The organism is Mucilaginibacter puniceus (genome assembly GCF_054783175.1).
In genome coordinates this window covers 840,437-856,990 of sequence record NZ_BAAGRB010000002.1, presented here as the reverse complement: position 1 = coordinate 856,990, position 16,554 = coordinate 840,437, and the positions used below count along the sequence as shown (strand labels likewise).

Below are 16,554 nucleotides of genomic sequence, written 5' to 3'. Positions count from 1 at the left end.
TGTTGATTTATTACTGTGCTACATTAAATTAAGCTAAAAAATGTCAATTTTTAACTATAATATGTCTATATAAATTAAAATCTGTTGATTAATGATGGTGCAACCTGCACTAATATGGATAGCCCCATATTATCTAACCTTAGCAATAATTGTTTTTGCGAACGATGTGAAACTATTTCGCCCTGCAAACCTTTAAGGGGACCGGCCTTAATAATTATCTTTTCCCCGGGTTGTAAGTTTTCTTCTGTCACCTCCAAATCGTAATGGCTAGCCATCAATAATTTAAGGTCATCAATTTGGCTGGTGGGCATTGGGGTGATCTTTCCTGAAAAGTATATAAAGCGGGCCACACCTTTGGTCATTAGTACCTCCATTTGTTCCTGGTCGGTAATATTAACAAACAGGTATGATTTAATCAGCGGCTCTTCTACCCATTTTTTACGGTCGCTCCATTGTTTAAGCTGACGGTTAAGTGGAAGATAGGTTTCTATTCCCTTTTTTAATAAAGCCTCATACGCTTTTTTTTCAGCACGGGCATGTGTATAAACGGGGTACCACTTACGTATTGGTGCAGTCATTTAAAATAGTAAGCAGTTTTATCTGAACCAATTCCTCACATCCCACCATTTCTTTTTCTCGTCTTCAATATAATAGCCAGAACCCTGGTAACCGGTGTAATCAGAATAATAATGGCCCGGGTTATCGCCGCTAAATTTGGTGGTGTAGAATCTTGAATGTAATAAATCCTCCTCAAACGCATTAAGCACAATTACGCTATTATTCAAATTATACTCGGCCGATATACGCTGCGGAATGGTAGCCGCGTAGAATTTAGATTTGCCTGAACGAATAACAAATACATTAATATCACTTGCCCTAATTAATGGTATGGAATCGGATACCAAACCAACAGGAGCGGTATCTATCATAATAATATCGTAAGTTCGTTTTAGTACATCAATTAAAAAGGTCATCCTATCGGTATGCAACAACTCTGATGGATTAGGCGGAACCGGCCCCGACGGTATAAAATCAAGGTTGCTTTGATTGGTCGGTATAATGATCTCTTCAATAGTATTTTGATTGGCCAGGAAATTACTTAAACCAATATCATTGGGTACATGGAAGGTTTTATGCAGTTTTGATCGGCGTAAATCCGCAGCAATCAAAATTATTTTTTTATCAATTAATGATAAAGTACTTGCCAGGTTAACCGCAACAAATGATTTTCCTTCGCCTGCCACTTCCGATGTAACACATATTACTTTCTGGTCCTTTTCGGCGGCCAGGAAACTCAGGTTGGTCCGTACAGACCGTACCGACTCGGCAAATACCGATTTAGGCTGGCTAAGCACCAATATTTCTGAACTGTTTTCATCCAGTTTTTGAGGAAATTTGCGGATAACCCCAATTATAGGAGTGGTGGTTAAGCTTTCTACCGTTTCTTTATCGTATATATAAGGATTTAGTACCCTTATCAATATAATAAAGCCAAGACCAAATAATAAGCCTAATACAACACCGGTTTGTTTTATTTCACTTTCATTGGGCGATACCTGGTATGGATTAACTTTTGCCGGTTCAATAATACTTGCGCCAGGTAATACTGCCGAACGGCTTATTTGTGCATCAAGTTTTTTCTCTTCTAAAAATGTATACGCCTTTTGTTTGATATCAAAATCACGATTTAATTTTACCAACTTTTGCTCGGCTTGTGGGAAGGTATACATTTTTTGGTTAGCGTGTGCAAGCTGGCCATTTAACGTTTCTATCTTTTTTTGAACACTTATTATTGCAAGGTTAACGTTTTGCAGGATATCGTTTTTTACCAGTGCTATACGGTTGTCAATATCAGCAATGGGTTGCGACGTGCTGATGTATGTTTTTAATAACGTTGCCCTGTCAGCAATAAGGTTGTTCAAAGTGGTAATTAATGTACTCATGGCAACATCGTTACCCCCTTCTACACTACTAAAATTCAAACTCACATTATCTTTTCCTGCAATTACTTGTTTTTTAAACTGTTCAATTGAACTTAATTGCATTTGTAATTCATTTCGTCTTGATTCAATTTCAGCGGCTTTTGATAATTCTAATTGGGCGGATGCGTTAACATCCATTATTTGTGATGATTCTTTAAAATTACCAATGTCTGCTGCCAAACCTCGAACGGACGGTGTTATACTATCTACTTGTTTGTCTATGTAACCAATTATCCTGGTGGCCGATAGTTGTTTATTTTCACGGTCATAGGTTAAATACTCCGTCATTAAAGCATTTAAAAAATCAGCTGCAAATTTTGGGTGCGAATCTGTTTGCCGAAGCCCGATAATGCCTGAGTTTTTTATACTTTCGCTAATTTGTAAGCCGCCCCTGGCCCTGTCGGCAAGTTCGTCAACAGAATTAAATTTAAACAAAAGCTTATTATAATTACCCTCAAGGCTAACTATGCTGAATATTGTACCCTCTATGTCTATCGGGCTGTTATAAAAATAATTCTTTTTAACTTCCCGCCCGCCTGATAAATAAGTAAGATTGAACGTGTTTTGATTTACAGGTTTAAACGTAATTAATGGCCTGTAAAAATTTAAACTGTCAAATTTTATGAACTTAATATTAAGAGGTTTCACTTGTTCACCATAAAGCTCAACGGTACGCACCGTCCCCTCTGAAAAAAAACTTACTGGATAATCAAGCTTTTTAACTGCCTTAAGTATAAGGTTGCGGCTTTGTAATACAAATATTTCGCTTTGGGTTTTTGAAGCTCCTTTTTCTGTTCCCATTACGTTTACCAGATCAGATATATCTGATTTTTTTTCCTCAAGTTTTATAGTGCCCTCGCTGGCAAATATTTTAGGGGTATACCACAAATAAATATTCGCAGCTATCATGCATACAATAACAGATAGTACTATCCAGTACCAGCGGCTTATAACTATTTTGCCAATTTTAAAATAGTCAAACTCCTGGTTAGGTAACGTTTGCTTTAATTTTTCAGTTTCTTCCATCAATTTTTAGTGATCGAAAGCACTACTAATATAGTACTAAGTAAAATCAAAAAAGGCTGTGCTGTTGTTATAATATTTTGCAGGTTCTCTTTTTGAAGAGTTTTTTGGTTTTTAGCTATAACAATAACATCATTATTTTGAAGAATAGTTCTCTGGCCGGCAATTGAGTTTAAATTATTTAAATCAATTTTAGTAACTATAGTATCGCGAATAATTTTTATATCCTTCTGATCTGCTACGTCTGTAAAGCCACCGGCAGTTCCAATCATCTCAATTAAAGTACTCCTGTCTTTTACTAAAGCGTAATTACCGGGTACCTTAACTTCACCAAGTAAGGTCACTTTAAGGTTAACTATCTTTACATCTATTATTGGGTTTGTTAATAGTGTATCTTTATAAAGATCTTCAATATATTTTCCTGCCTCGGCCCTTGTTAAGCCGGCAACTTTTACATGCCCTAATCCTGTTAACGCTACCGTTCCATCATCTTCTACCAAAAAATTTTCGGGTTGCGGAGTGGTGGTTGTCGCGGCACTCGCCGGAGAAGCTGAAGTAAGTGGCGTTAAATCAGCAATAGATTTGCTGTTTTGCATATTTCTTATCTGTAGTACATCCTGCGGCTGAATGCGATAATTGCTTATATTTGTAATTGCGTTTTGTATCAACACGCTATCAGCAATTGGCGCAGCAACCGGCGTTTTTTTTGAAGTAACTGCTTGGGTATGTTTGTAAGTACACGAAGCCAGAATAAGTAGAAGTCCTAAAATAGAATAAGTTGTATATAAAATTCGCATATGGGTACGCCTCATAATTTCTTTACAATCCGGCTAAACTATTCAAAACTACGTATTTTGCAGTATATTATTAATCTATTTTTTAACAAGTGCATAATTTAAAAATATCTTTGATAACCGTCGTTTATAATGCTCAAAGCAGCATTAAACGTTGTATCGAATCTGTGCTTGCACAAAACTATACCAATATTGAGTATATCATAATTGATGGTGGCTCAACTGATGGTACACTTCAAATTATTGAACAATATAAGCCATATATATCTATTTTTTTATCAGAAACTGATAAAGGTATTTATGATGCTATGAATAAAGGCATCAAGCTAGCAACAGGCGATATAGTAGGCACATTAAATTCAGACGACTTTTTTGCTGATAATGAAGTACTTAACCACATAGCCAAAACTTTTGAACAAAATAAAACTGATATTGTATACGGAAATTTAGATTATATAGATCTGAAAGGAAAAATAATTCGTAAATGGAGGTCAGGTGCGTATACGGAAGGCTTATTTAATTGGGGATGGATGCCACCGCATCCTACGTTTTATTGTAAACGATTATTATTTGAACAATTAGGGGCATATAATTTGCAATATGGTACAGCAGCTGATTATGAATTAATGTTGAGGTTTATACATTTAAATAAAATAAGTACATATTATTTAAATAAAACCATAATTAAAATGAGTTTGGGTGGGGCAAGTAATAAAGCCCTTGCAAATAGGTATAAAGCGTGGATATTTGACTACAAGGCAATGAGAAAAAATGGGGTTTTATTTCCACTGGTTACCATAGTTTTAAAACCACTCCGAAAAGTTGTGCAATACTTTTAAAAAAATGCAACTAAATAAATACTTTATAAGTATAAATAGATATATTTAAACTATTTAACGGTATGCCTGAATTTTTATATACACATCATTTAGTATACTACATATTTATTGTTTGTTTTTCGGCGTTGATAACCGTACTGGCAATCCCGTCTATTTTGCATGTTGCCCGGGCAAGGCATTTATACGATGATCTAGGACATTTCAGAAAGCAGCATGACCACGGTATACCACGCTTAGGAGGAGTAGCCATTTTTATAAGCTTTAATATTACTATACTGGTGTATAGTATGATCAACCAAACAACCCCTATCAGCTATTTATTGATATCATCAATCGTTTTATTTGCAATGGGGTTAAAAGATGATCTGTCAGGCGTAAATTCAAGTACTAAGTTTTTAATACAGTTTATAGTTGGTTTAATATTGGTTGTGTTAGGTGATATACGTTTAACCAGTATGTATGGCATATTTGGTGTGTTTGACTTGCCTTATGTAGCTAGCATCACACTTTCAATTTTAGTTATAATGCTGCTTGTTAATGCTTTTAATTTGATTGACGGCATTGACGGGCTGGCAGCTACAACAGGTATTATAGTTAATGGCACATTTGCAGGTCTGTTTATTTATATTAAGGAGTATGAGTTGGCCATTGTTGCATTAGCTGCAGTTGGTGCAATTCTTGGTTTTTTAAAGTTTAACATTACTCCCGCCAAAATATTTATGGGCGATTCAGGTTCATTAATAATTGGTTTAATATCAGTTGTTTTAGCTATTAAATTTATTGAGCTTAATAGGGTTGACGATGCAAGAGTGCCTGATGTTTATTCGGCCCCGGCAGTAGCAGTAGCCATATTAATAGGGCCAATTTTTGATGCATTAAGAGTGTTTTTTATACGTGCAATAAACGGAATACCGCCCTTTACAGCCGATCGTAATCACATTCACCATCGTATGTTACAATTAGGGCTAACTCATTTGCAAGCTACCGTTATATTGGCAGGCTTAAACATCGTTGCTACCATTTTGGTGTTAACATTTAATACTTACGGAAATTACGTATTAGTAATTGCAATTTTCGGAGTGTGTTTGCTATTTAACTGGGCACTAACATTTCTTCTTCGTTCTAAAGAACGCCACAGTCACGCATTGCGCAATTTGTTTGTTTAGCAATTTCCAAAAGTAATTTATAACTCATAATATCTTTATAGATATTATACGCCTGCTATTTTTAGTAAATTTGCCTTGTAATGAGAATAGCAATAAACGGATTTGGCCGTATAGGCCGTATATTTTTAAGAAGCATTTTAGCTAAGCCCGGTATACAGGTAATAGCTATAAATGATTTAACGGATACTGCTACATTAGCCCATTTATTTAAGTACGATTCTGTACATCGCGGCTTTAATGGTACTGTTGATTTTGATCTGGATTACCTCAGCATCAATCGTCAAAAAATAAAGGTGTTGGCTCAAAAAAATCCAAATGATTTACCCTGGAAAGATCTGGATATTGACCTGGTAATTGAATCAACCGGTAAGTTTGCTTCGCGACAAGCAGCCCAACAACATCTGGATGCGGGAGCTAAGCAAGTTATCATATCGGCCCCTGCTATTGATAGGGATATGCCCACAGTAGTTTTAGGTGTTAATGACGGTATGGTCGATCTGCGCTCATCTATCCTATCTAACGCATCATGTACCACTAACAATGTTGCTACTATGGTGAAGATAATGGATGATAACTGGGGGATTGTAAATGGCTATATAACTACCGTGCACTCCATGACGGGTGACCAAAGTTTGCATGACGCGCCACATAAAGATCTGCGCCGTGCCAGGGCCGCATCGGCGTCTATTATCCCAACCACAACAGGTGCAGCAAAAGCTATTACCGCCATATTCCCACATTTAGATGGTAAACTGGGTGGGGCAGGTATACGTGTACCCGTTTTAAATGGATCATTAACAGATTTTACCTGTACATTGAAAATGCTGCCAACAGTAGAAGAGATCAATCGGGCTTTTAAAACCGCCGCTAATGGTGCTATGCAGCATGTATTAGAGTATACAAATGACCCTATTGTATCGGCAGATATAATTGGTAATACCCATAGCTGTATTTTTGATGCCCAGCTAACATCAATAGTAGGCGATCTGGTAAAAGTGGTTGGCTGGTACGATAACGAGGTAGGATACTCCAGCCGTTTAGCCGATCTTGTTGAAAAAATAAGCCTGCTTAAATGATAAAATTCATCGCGCTTGAAGATTTACTGCCTATACGTAACGAAGTATTACGAAATGGAAAATTAACCCCCAATGAATGCATATTCCCCTCAGATAAATTAGATAGTATATTTCATCTGGGTTATTATGTGGGCGATGAGTTAGCAACCATAGCCTCCTTTCATCAGCAGGGATATGGTGATTTTGAAGGGGTAGGATATCAGTTACGCGGGATGGCCACAATTGAAAAATACCAGGGACAGGGCCTGGGTAACCAGCTACTTAACTTTGCTATTGTGTATTTAAGGGGGCAAAAAGTAAATTACCTGTGGTGCAATGCCCGTAAAGTAGCTTTGCAGTTTTATCACAATACCGGGTTCGAAATTATTTCCGATGAATTTGATGTGCCCAATATTGGTCCGCACCATGTGATGTATGTTAAAATCCAGTAGATACACAAACTGCTAATTGAATTTATATGTTCAAATTTTAGAATAATTTGCTCAATTTGCAGCCTAATTCCACATGTATAAAAGTAATATGAAAACTATAGATCAGATAAATTTTTCGGGTAAAAAAGCATTAATAAGGGTTGATTTTAACGTTCCTTTGGATGATGATTACAACATTACCGACGACAACCGTATCACTGCTGCGTTACCAACCATAAAAAAGATTTTAAAAGATGGTGGCGCGGTGATATTAATGTCGCACCTGGGCAGGCCAAAAGATGGCCCAACAGAAAAATATTCTTTGAAGCATGTGGTAAAGCACTTGTCTGATCTGTTGGGCCAATCGGTTGATTTTGCTAATGATTGTATTGGCGAGGAAGCCATTAATAAGGCGAAGGCTTTAAAAGACGGGCAGGTATTGTTATTAGAAAATCTTCGCTTTTACAAAGAAGAGGAGAAGGGTGACAAAGCCTTTGCCGAAAAGCTATCAAAATTAGGCGATATATATGTAAATGACGCTTTTGGTACAGCTCATCGTGCACACGCTTCAACAGCTATTATAGCCCAGTTTTTCCCGGATGCCAAGTACTTTGGCTATGTAATGGGCGCGGAGCTGGCTAACGCCGAGAAAATATTGAATCATGCAGAAAAACCTTTTACGGCTATCATGGGCGGTTCAAAAGTATCGGATAAGATTGAGCTGATTGAAAAGTTATTGGATAAGGTTGATAACCTGATCATAGGCGGTGGTATGGCTTATACTTTTGCTAAAGCCAACGGTGGCAACATAGGTACATCATTAGTGGAGTTAGATAAGCTGGACCTGGCGCTTAGCCTGGTACAAAAAGCAAAAGATAAAGGCGTTAATTTATTATTGCCGGTAGATAATGTTATAGCTGACGCGTTTTCAAATGATGCCAATACCAATACCGCTAAAACAGGTGAAATACCCGATGGCTGGATGGGATTAGATATTGGCCCTGAAACAGTAGCGTTATTTAGCAAAGTAGTTGCCGAATCAAAAACCATATTATGGAATGGCCCAATGGGTGTTTTTGAAATGGAAAAATTCCTGGTAGGTACTAAAGCAATTGCCGACGCAGTGGTTAAGGCGACTAAAAAAGGCGCGTTTTCGCTTATTGGTGGTGGCGATTCTGCAGCAGCAGTATCTAAATTTAATTTGACAGATGATGTTAGCTATGTGTCAACAGGTGGCGGTGCGTTGTTAGAGTATATGGAGGGTAAAGAGCTACCGGGCGTAAAAGCTATAAATGAATAAAAGAAAATCTGTGTCCCGTCCTGAAAAAAGTTGACTAATTTTAGTCAACCTATTTCAGGACTACTCAAAATATAGATATACTAAGCTTCTAACTCCATGATCTGTTCGGCAAGAGTTTCCCATTGTTTTTGCACTTCCTTTAGTTCATCTTGTTTTTCGCTGTAAGCTGCTTTTGTTTTTTTAACGTTAACAGCATCCAAATAGATATCCTGTTCAGACAGTTTTTCGCTCAACGCTTTTACTTCCCCTTCAATAACTGATGCCTGCTCTTCTAACTTAGCCAGGTCCTGGTTTAGTTTTTTAAGCTGTTGAAACTTATTTTCGGATATTTCTTTTACAGGCGCAGGTTTTTTCTCTTCCTTTTTTGGTGGCATGGCGGCTTGCCTTGGGTCAAGTTTACGTTTGGCGTTCCAAACATCATACTCGGCATAAGTGCCCGGGTAAACCTTTATTTTTTGGTCCTCAATAAACCATATTTTGTTGGCTACATTATCCAGGAAATGCCTGTCGTGCGATACCACTATTAATGTGCCTTCGTATTGTTGCAATGCCTGTATCAATATATTAACCGACGCCATATCCAGGTGATTGGTAGGCTCATCAAGTACCAGGAAATTAGCATCAGCAGTTAAAGCTTTTGCTAAAGCCACACGCGATTTTTCACCACCCGACAATACTTTGATCTTTTTAAACACATCATCACCGGTGAACAGGAATGATCCTAATATAGAGCGTAACTCGGTATCGGTATGTTTTGGGGCAAATGCCTGAAGTTCCTGTAATATCTGGTTCTCTAAATGCAGGCTCTCCAACTGGTGCTGCGCAAAGAAAGTTTGGGTAACATTATGGCCGGTAATAGCTGTGCCTTCAAACTCTTTATCGGCGCCTGCAACAATACGCAATAGGGTTGATTTACCTTTACCGTTGGCGCCTATCAAGGCTATTTTATCACCTTTTTCTATAATCGCTTCAGCATTATCCAAAATATCAATTGTAGGATATTTTTTAGTAATATGTTCTAAAGTACATACGTGGCGACCCGATTGCTTACTAAATTTAAAACTGAAGTTAACTTCCGGGTTATCATCATCCACATCATCCACCCGTTCCATTTTATCCAGCATTTTAATGCGCGATTGCGCCATTTTTGCTTTAGATGCCTTGGCACGGAAACGCTCAATTAACCGCTCTTCCTGTTTTATCTTTGATTGCTGATTTTTAAATTCACCGCGCTGAATTTCGGCACGAAGCGCTTTTTCTTCTAAATAGAAAGTATAGTTACCCGAATAAACATTCAGCTTTCCTTTACGAGATTCAACCGTGCGGTTAATTACTTTATCTAAAAACCACCTATCGTGGGATACAATTACAATGGCGCCCTCAAATGATTTTAAATAATCTTCCAACCATTGTATAGATGGTAAATCCAGGTGGTTGGTAGGCTCATCCAATAGCAAAATATCAGGGGCCTGTAATAGTATTTTGGCCAGCATAACCCGCATGCGCCACCCACCCGAAAAGGTGCTTAACTTGCGGAAACAGTCCACATCGCTAAATCCCAATCCGGCTAAAATTTCGCGTGCTTTGTACTCTATATTATAACCATCAAGCAACTCAAATTCGTGCTGCTTGTCGCTTAATTTATTTAAAAGTTCTTCGCTATAATCAGTTTCAATCTTCTTTAGCAAAACCTCTATTTCATCATGCAGTTGGTTTTGGCGCTCAAAAGCTTCCATGGCTACATGCACAATATTTTGGTCAGATGAGTAGGATAACAGATCCTGGTTAAGGTAACCCATAGTAAGGTCCTTAGCCATTGATATGGTACCTGATGTAGGCGTATATTCGCCTGTAATAATTTTAAGGAGGGTGGTTTTCCCGGTACCGTTGGCCCCTATAAGGCCTATTTTTTCTCCGGGTTTAATGTGCCAGTTGGCTTCATCATAAAGGGCCCGCGCACCAATCTCAAACGTAAGGTTATTAATAGCAATCATTTCGGGCGCAAAGATACGCTTTTTAAGCGGAGCTTAAAATAGAGATTAGTTAATTGGGATTAGAGATTAGTTGTTTCCTTTATTATTTAAATCTGAAAATTTTACACGCAGCCAATTCCCAAAATTTAACATTAACCAAATTAATGCACTCATCATTAAAATCGCAAATGGCAAGTATAAAATTGGAGTAATAAAACCTTCAAACCCATATCGAGGAGTGCCATTAAAATCTACAGGAACAACATTAAAAAGTGCTAATAAGCTACTTAATATTGTAACAGGTGTAAATAAGAAGACAAATGCCCAAAAAATCTTTTTAAAAGGGAATGGTTTATTATCCATCGAAATTACTAATCACTAATTAACCAATCTCTAATCACTATTTAATCACCCCCAACCACGTCTGCGCCATCAAAGCTGCGCCTGCAACTGATGGGTGTACGCCGTCTACGGTCCAGTAAATAGGAGGAGCCAGTTTTAATGCTTTATCAAAAGCCGCCTGGTAGGGTACAAAAGGGGCATCGTATTGGTCGGCAATATCGCTTGCCGCTTTTCTAAACAGGTCAAAAGTAGGATACCACTTTTCATCCACAGATCTTACACCTAATACCGCAAACGGCTCGCAGATGATAAGCTTAACATTAGGCAATAAACGTTGGGTGGAGTCTAATAGCTTTTTATAATCGTCAATATAGGTTTGCAGCGTGCCTTTGTAGCCGTTGGTTAATGTGTGCCAAAAATCGTTAACGCCAATATGTATGCTTAAAATGTTAGGCTTTAATTCAATACAATCTGCCTCCCAGCGTTCGGCCAGTTGGTAAACTTTGTTGCCGCTAATGCCTTTGTTAAAAAACTTTAGTTCTTTTTCCGGGTATTTTAATAAAAGATTGCTTGCCACATCTAATGCATAACCGTTACCCAAAGCCCGGGTGCTGTTGGGTTCGGTGGCTGTTTTACTGCGCCCGCTATCGGTAATTGAATCACCCTGCAATAAAATAATATCGTTTTTGTTGATACTTATTTTTTTGCCTTTTGCCGATGCAAAAGCTGATGCCGCTATTTGTGGTATGCTGATACTGGCAAGCGTACCTATAGCTGCGGTTTTAATAAAATTACGGCGATTGTTAGTTAAGCTCATAGTTATTGGTTGTTCATGGTTTATAGATCATGGTTCATGGTCCTGATAGCTGTCAGAATTGGTTTCATAAACTTAGGTATGCTAATATAGTTATTATTTTATGTTAAATAAATTCATCGCACTACTACACTGCTATGAACTATCAGCTATGAACCATGAACCAAAAAACCTAACTTCGCCTTATGTATTCGCTTATAAAACCCATACTATTTCAATTCGATCCTGAAAAGGTGCATTATTTTGTAACCCGTAATCTTAAATGCTTTAACCGTTTTCCGGGTGGTGCTACTTTAAGTCGTGCCTTGTGGGATGTAAAAGATGCCTCGTTAGAGCGGGAAGTATTTAGCCTGCAGTTTAAAAATCCGGTTGGTTTAGCTGCCGGTTTTGACAAAAACGGCGAAATGATAAGCGAAATGGCTAACATGGGTTTTGGTTTTATTGAAGTGGGTACAGTTACCCCCTTGCCACAGCCCGGGAATCCTAAACCACGCATGTTCCGCTTACCTGCCGATAGTGCTTTAATTAACCGAATGGGTTTTAATAATTTGGGCGTTGATGTAGTGGCAGAGCATATTGCGGCATATCGTAAAAACCGACCTAAAGAACAGGAAGGAGTAATAATTGGAGGCAATATTGGCAAAAATAAAGTAACCCCTAATGAAGATGCGGCAAGCGATTATATTAAGTGTTTTGACCGCCTGTTTGATGTGGTTGATTATTTTGTGGTAAACGTAAGTTCGCCCAATACGCCCGGCTTACGCGAGTTGCAGGAAAAAGAGCCGCTGATGCAGCTATTAAACACGCTACAGCAACGCAATTCAAAAAACGGGATAAGCAGGCCTATCTTATTAAAAATAGCGCCAGACCTCACTATTGAGCAATTAGACGATATTGTAGAAATAGTAACCGAGAGCAAAATAGCAGGTGTTATAGCTACCAATACCACCATTAGCCGTGATGGTTTAGTAACCGAGGGCCCGGTTAAAAATGAGGCCGGTGGCTTAAGCGGAAAACCATTGACCAAACACGCCACAGAAGTAATTAAATATATAGCCCAAAGATCAAAAGGGGCTTTCCCCATAATAGGTGTAGGGGGTATACACTCGCCGCAGGATGCTATTGATAAATTAAATGCCGGCGCATCACTTGTTCAGCTATATACTGGGTTTATTTATGAGGGTCCGGGGTTGATCAAAAGGATCAATAAAAGGCTGGTCTGAACCATGATTAGTTAGATTTAAGGACGGCCTTGATACTATTAGGCGATTTTATAAGAATCCTACAATCATTTAATCCTAAAAATCATGGTTCTGACAAAATCTGCCCCATAAAAAAATCCTGTCGGTTTAAAACCAACAGGATTTTTGGACTTGAAATTTATTAAAATTACTTACCGGCTACCTTAGCTAAAACTTCGTTGTTTTTAGCTATTTGGTTGCCTTTTTTCTCTGCAGAACGGCTTCCCGGCTCCAGGTTAGTAGCATTTTTTAAAAACTGAACTTCTAATCTTGAAGTGGTTTTGTTTCTTCTATCTTTTCTTTTTAAACGTGTTACGCCCATGACTTTGTTTTTTTAATGTTTTAAACCTCGAGGTCGGGAGCGGATTCGAACCGCTGTAAAAGGTTTTGCAGACCTCTGCCTAGCCACTCGGCCACCCGACCATTTTTAAGGATTGCAAAAATAGCAATTATTTATTGCCTGCCAACATTATTTCTGTTTATTTCTGAACAGAATATAGCTGTGGCTATAGCCACATTTAATGACTCGGCTTTACCTATGCGTGGTATGGTAACCGCTTTGTTAACCAGGGTGGTAATTTCAGGGCGCAAACCGTTGCCTTCATTACCCATAACTATCAAACCTTCTGTGCCAAAATTGGTGGTGTAAATATTTTCTCCGTTTAGCAGGGCGCCGAATACGGGTAGTTTAATATTGCTCAATACATCAGCAATGTCGGTATAATGCACATTTATCCGCGACAGCGAGCCCATCGTAGCCTGTACTACCTTAGGGTTATATACATCTACACAGTCTTCAGAGCATATGATGTGGTCTATTCCAAACCAGTCGGCAGTACGTATTATAGTGCCCATATTACCCGGATCTTGTATGCCATCTAATACTAATGAAAACTTTTTTTGTAATGTACTGTATTGTATAGCGGGCCATTGGGGTATTTTAACCAGTGCAATAACGTGTTGAGGGGTTGTTAAACTGCTTACCTTTTCGATGGATTTTGATGAAATTTCCTCAAAATTTATTTTCTGCGATAAATTGAGCAATTTTGGGGCAATTGCTGCTGTATGGTAAACAGCTTCTATCTGGTAGGCCGAATTTATAAATTCGATAACAGATTTATAGCCTTCAACCAAAAAAGCAGCATGCTCCCTACGGAATTTTTTATGTTGTAAGGACTGTAATAAACTGATTTGAGATTTTGAAAGCATATACACTGAATAATTTCCGCTTTGCAATATTAAGTATTTTGCTGGTTTTTATAGTTTCGGCCTGTAGTATTACCCGCAAGCTGAAGGAAAATGAGTCGTTAGTACGTAAAATAACTATAAATGGAATGGATGAGGAATTTGAAGAAGCTGCATTAAATTATGTAGATAAAGAACAACAGCCTAACAACATCCTGAATCTGCAGTTTTACTATATGTTTAGTAAAAATGGCAAAAAAAATATAGGCGAACCGCCTGCTATTTTAGATAGTAACCTGGTTGAGTTTTCGCGTTTCCAGATAGAAAAATTTATACAAAGTAAAGGCTATTTAAAGGCTAAGGTTACTGATAGTATAATTATAAAAAAGAAAAAGGCCGAGTTAGTATTCAACACCATTCAGGGCCCAATGTTTAGGTTCCGCAAGCTGGATGATAGCATACCCGATAAAAAGGTAGCCTATTTATATCAAACCTATCGTCGCTCCCTTTCGCATGTACAGCCGGGTGGCCGCCTTGACGCGGATAGTTCAGCTTATGATAGGGACGAATTTTATCAAGTGATGAAACGTAACGGGTACTTTGAATTTTCCAGGAAGGACATGAAATTTAGATATGATACTAATTACAATAGCAGTGTAGCTGATATAAAAACCATTATTAGTAACCCGCCAGATAAGTCCCAACACCCGGTTTATACTATAAACAATACATTAATTACTATAGCCCTCAGTAATGGGAGAATTCCGCGTACTAAGGTGGATACTATACAGGTTGATTCACAGTTTAGGTTTGTTGATTATTCGGGCAAGTTTAGGCCGCGTGTGGTTACTGATTATGTTTTTCAGAAAAAGGGAGAATTATTTAATGTTGATAATCAAACATTAACTACAGCAAGGTTATCAGAGTTAAACGTTTTCAGAAACGTACCCAATCCAACCTATACTAAAACTGCCGATAGCACAAACCGGCTGGACACAAGAATTGACATAGTTCCATTAAAGCAAATGTCAGACCGTGTGGAGGGTGAGTTTTTATTTACCGCGGGTCGTTATGGTTATAACCTGGGTAATACATTTACCCACCGTAATATATTTAAAGACGCTGCCATATTGCAATTAAAGTTTAATGCCAGTGTGCTATACAATGTTGGAGGTGGTACCGGCGGCGGTGTAGAAAACCAGGAGTTTAAAATAGGTGCCAACTTAATTTATCCACGTATTATTACGCCTTTTAATTTTGCAAAACCCGGCAAGTATGGGGTGCCGCATACCACATTCTCCACCAGTTATTCATTATTTTTTCAAAAAGATTTGGTGGAACGTAAAAGCTTTAATGCTGCACTTACTTATGATTTTTTTGAAACGGCTAATAAGTCGCATAGTTTTACACCAATTAGCATTGAATTTTCAAAAGGTACTATTGACCCCGATGCTCTTGATACATTAAGAAAATATAATCGTTACTCCTATATTTATTTAATAGGCCGCACTATATTCACTACCGGTAGTAAATATACTTACCAGGTAAATGCCAACCAGTTAAGTACCTTTCGTAGTTTTTCTTATTTCAGAGGATCGCTTGATGTAGGTGGTAATTTTCTTTCGGGCGTAAGTAATGTATTAAATACGCCCCGTGATACATTGAATCAACGTACTTTTTTTGGATATGCATTTGCACAATATGTAAAAGCTGATATTGATTTTAGGGTATATAGGTTTTTAGGTGGAAACCGTCAGTTTGTTTTTAGGGTAAATCCGGGCATCGGGATACCTTTTGGCAATAGTAACCAATTGATCTTTGAGAAAAACTTTTATGCCGGTGGTGCTAATGATATGCGGGCATGGTTACCACGTACACTTGGGCCGGGTCAGTTTAACCGTGCAAGCTATGGTACCGATGCGGCAGCGGATAATATACGTGGTCGTTTAAAATACCTTGACCAGTTTGGAGAGGTAAAATTTGTAGTGAATGCCGAGTATCGCTATAAAATATCTAATAATTTTTTGGGTACCATATTACGCGGAGCTGTTTTTATGGATGCCGGTAATATTTGGCGTTTAAAAGAGCAACCAGAAAATCCGGGCGGCGAATTCAAGTTTAATAATATTTTGCAATCAACAGCAATAGGTATAGGCACAGGCTTAAGGTTCGACCTTGGTTTCTTTGTATTCAGGCTGGATGCTGCGTTTAAATTTAAAGATCCGCAGTTCAGGGGAGCAGACCAATGGGTATTGCTTAAACACGGAAATGAATTGTTTAGAGACGGCGCGTTTAAAAATGCTTACAAAATAGCAAACAGTACCGGTACAGATCCGGAAACCGGCCAACTCAGGGGCGATAGTTATAACTTTATGCAATTAAACTTTGGTATTGGAATGCCGTTTTAAT

Annotated in this window: 15 protein-coding genes and 1 tRNA gene; 7 read left to right on the top strand and 9 right to left on the bottom strand. The window is 38.1% G+C overall.

All coding sequences use genetic code 11. The annotated features are described in order from the left end of the window. Positions 1-74: 74 nt before the first annotated feature. Genes ACYVJ6_RS10765 through ACYVJ6_RS10755 form a run of 3 tightly spaced genes read right to left on the bottom strand, consistent with a single transcriptional unit; the run spans position 75 to position 3,817 of the window. A complete protein-coding gene (locus ACYVJ6_RS10765) occupies positions 75-578 on the bottom strand; it encodes a UpxY family transcription antiterminator (protein WP_460694067.1) in 504 nt (167 codons plus the stop codon). Between the two features lie 18 nt (positions 579-596). Continuing rightward, complete coding sequence (locus tag ACYVJ6_RS10760) at positions 597-3,008, bottom strand: GumC family protein (protein WP_460694066.1); 2,412 nt, start codon at positions 3,006-3,008, stop codon at positions 597-599. After that, positions 3,008-3,817, bottom strand: a complete 810-nt coding sequence (locus ACYVJ6_RS10755) for a polysaccharide biosynthesis/export family protein (protein WP_460694065.1) — start codon at positions 3,815-3,817, stop codon at positions 3,008-3,010. Before ACYVJ6_RS10755 ends, ACYVJ6_RS10760 begins: the two co-directional genes overlap by 1 nt. Positions 3,818-3,891: 74 nt before the next feature. Here ACYVJ6_RS10755 and ACYVJ6_RS10750 point away from each other — a divergent pair, with 74 nt between their 5' ends. From ACYVJ6_RS10750 to ACYVJ6_RS10730, 5 genes are all read left to right on the top strand, one after another. Beyond that, on the top strand, positions 3,892-4,638 hold the full coding sequence (locus ACYVJ6_RS10750; RefSeq protein WP_460694064.1) for a glycosyltransferase family 2 protein: 747 nt from the start codon (positions 3,892-3,894) through the stop codon (positions 4,636-4,638). 62 nt (positions 4,639-4,700) lie between these two features. Next, positions 4,701-5,804: an MraY family glycosyltransferase gene (locus ACYVJ6_RS10745; protein WP_460694063.1), complete on the top strand. Its 1,104-nt coding sequence runs from the start codon at positions 4,701-4,703 to the stop codon at positions 5,802-5,804. Between the two features lie 80 nt (positions 5,805-5,884). Then, positions 5,885-6,880, top strand: a complete 996-nt coding sequence (gene gap, locus ACYVJ6_RS10740) for a type I glyceraldehyde-3-phosphate dehydrogenase (protein WP_460694062.1) — start codon at positions 5,885-5,887, stop codon at positions 6,878-6,880. Then, positions 6,877-7,311: a GNAT family N-acetyltransferase gene (locus ACYVJ6_RS10735; protein WP_460694061.1), complete on the top strand. Its 435-nt coding sequence runs from the start codon at positions 6,877-6,879 to the stop codon at positions 7,309-7,311. Before gap ends, ACYVJ6_RS10735 begins: the two co-directional genes overlap by 4 nt. A gap of 88 nt (positions 7,312-7,399) precedes the next feature. Beyond that, a complete protein-coding gene (locus ACYVJ6_RS10730) occupies positions 7,400-8,590 on the top strand; it encodes a phosphoglycerate kinase (protein WP_460694060.1) in 1,191 nt (396 codons plus the stop codon). A gap of 80 nt (positions 8,591-8,670) precedes the next feature. On the opposite strand, the gene abc-f is transcribed toward ACYVJ6_RS10730, so the two are convergent. The 3 genes from abc-f to ACYVJ6_RS10715 form a co-directional block, all read right to left on the bottom strand. Then, positions 8,671-10,584, bottom strand: a complete 1,914-nt coding sequence (gene abc-f / locus ACYVJ6_RS10725; RefSeq protein ID WP_460694059.1) for a ribosomal protection-like ABC-F family protein — start codon at positions 10,582-10,584, stop codon at positions 8,671-8,673. A gap of 66 nt (positions 10,585-10,650) precedes the next feature. Beyond that, positions 10,651-10,926 carry a hypothetical protein gene (locus ACYVJ6_RS10720; RefSeq protein WP_460694058.1) on the bottom strand — a complete coding sequence of 92 codons (276 nt, stop codon included), beginning with the start codon at positions 10,924-10,926 and terminating at the stop codon, positions 10,651-10,653. Between the two features lie 37 nt (positions 10,927-10,963). Next, complete coding sequence (locus tag ACYVJ6_RS10715; protein WP_460694057.1) at positions 10,964-11,722, bottom strand: SGNH/GDSL hydrolase family protein; 759 nt, start codon at positions 11,720-11,722, stop codon at positions 10,964-10,966. A 182-nt stretch (positions 11,723-11,904) separates the two neighbouring features. On the opposite strand from ACYVJ6_RS10715, the gene ACYVJ6_RS10710 reads away from it, so the two are divergent. Beyond that, on the top strand, positions 11,905-12,942 hold the full coding sequence (locus tag ACYVJ6_RS10710; protein ID WP_460694056.1) for a quinone-dependent dihydroorotate dehydrogenase: 1,038 nt from the start codon (positions 11,905-11,907) through the stop codon (positions 12,940-12,942). Positions 12,943-13,108: 166 nt separating this feature from the next. Here ACYVJ6_RS10710 and ACYVJ6_RS10705 read toward each other — a convergent pair whose 3' ends face one another. The 3 genes from ACYVJ6_RS10705 to ACYVJ6_RS10695 all read right to left on the bottom strand — a co-directional run bounded on the left by ACYVJ6_RS10705 (position 13,109) and on the right by ACYVJ6_RS10695 (position 14,169). Continuing rightward, a complete protein-coding gene (locus ACYVJ6_RS10705; RefSeq protein WP_460694055.1) occupies positions 13,109-13,282 on the bottom strand; it encodes a spore protein in 174 nt (57 codons plus the stop codon). Between the two features lie 30 nt (positions 13,283-13,312). After that, a tRNA-Cys gene (locus tag ACYVJ6_RS10700) sits at positions 13,313-13,383 on the bottom strand. Between the two features lie 30 nt (positions 13,384-13,413). After that, positions 13,414-14,169, bottom strand: a complete 756-nt coding sequence (locus tag ACYVJ6_RS10695) for a TrmH family RNA methyltransferase (protein WP_460694054.1) — start codon at positions 14,167-14,169, stop codon at positions 13,414-13,416. Between ACYVJ6_RS10695 and tamL the strand changes: the two genes are divergently transcribed. After that, the gene (gene tamL, locus ACYVJ6_RS10690) at positions 14,160-16,553 is read left to right on the top strand and encodes a translocation and assembly module lipoprotein TamL (protein WP_460694053.1); all 2,394 of its coding nucleotides are present in this window, start codon (positions 14,160-14,162) and stop codon (positions 16,551-16,553) included. The two genes, ACYVJ6_RS10695 and tamL, sit on opposite strands and share 10 nt — an antisense overlap. Position 16,554 lies beyond the last annotated feature (1 nt).

Excerpts from the sequence above, each read along its gene's own strand:
- ACYVJ6_RS10765 (WP_460694067.1), bottom strand. The coding sequence starts at position 578 with ATGACTGCACCAATACGTAAGTGGTACCCCGTTTATACACATGCCCGT.
- ACYVJ6_RS10760 (WP_460694066.1), bottom strand. The coding sequence starts at position 3,008 with ATGGAAGAAACTGAAAAATTAAAGCAAACGTTACCTAACCAGGAGTTT.
- ACYVJ6_RS10755 (WP_460694065.1), bottom strand. The coding sequence starts at position 3,817 with ATGAGGCGTACCCATATGCGAATTTTATATACAACTTATTCTATTTTA.
- ACYVJ6_RS10745 (WP_460694063.1), top strand. The coding sequence starts at position 4,701 with ATGCCTGAATTTTTATATACACATCATTTAGTATACTACATATTTATT.
- gap (WP_460694062.1), top strand. The coding sequence starts at position 5,885 with ATGAGAATAGCAATAAACGGATTTGGCCGTATAGGCCGTATATTTTTA.
- ACYVJ6_RS10735 (WP_460694061.1), top strand. The coding sequence starts at position 6,877 with ATGATAAAATTCATCGCGCTTGAAGATTTACTGCCTATACGTAACGAA.
- ACYVJ6_RS10730 (WP_460694060.1), top strand. The coding sequence starts at position 7,400 with ATGAAAACTATAGATCAGATAAATTTTTCGGGTAAAAAAGCATTAATA.
- abc-f (WP_460694059.1), bottom strand. The coding sequence starts at position 10,584 with ATGATTGCTATTAATAACCTTACGTTTGAGATTGGTGCGCGGGCCCTT.
- ACYVJ6_RS10720 (WP_460694058.1), bottom strand. The coding sequence starts at position 10,926 with ATGGATAATAAACCATTCCCTTTTAAAAAGATTTTTTGGGCATTTGTC.
- ACYVJ6_RS10715 (WP_460694057.1), bottom strand. The coding sequence starts at position 11,722 with ATGAGCTTAACTAACAATCGCCGTAATTTTATTAAAACCGCAGCTATA.
- ACYVJ6_RS10710 (WP_460694056.1), top strand. The coding sequence starts at position 11,905 with ATGTATTCGCTTATAAAACCCATACTATTTCAATTCGATCCTGAAAAG.
- ACYVJ6_RS10705 (WP_460694055.1), bottom strand. The coding sequence starts at position 13,282 with ATGGGCGTAACACGTTTAAAAAGAAAAGATAGAAGAAACAAAACCACT.
- ACYVJ6_RS10695 (WP_460694054.1), bottom strand. The coding sequence starts at position 14,169 with ATGCTTTCAAAATCTCAAATCAGTTTATTACAGTCCTTACAACATAAA.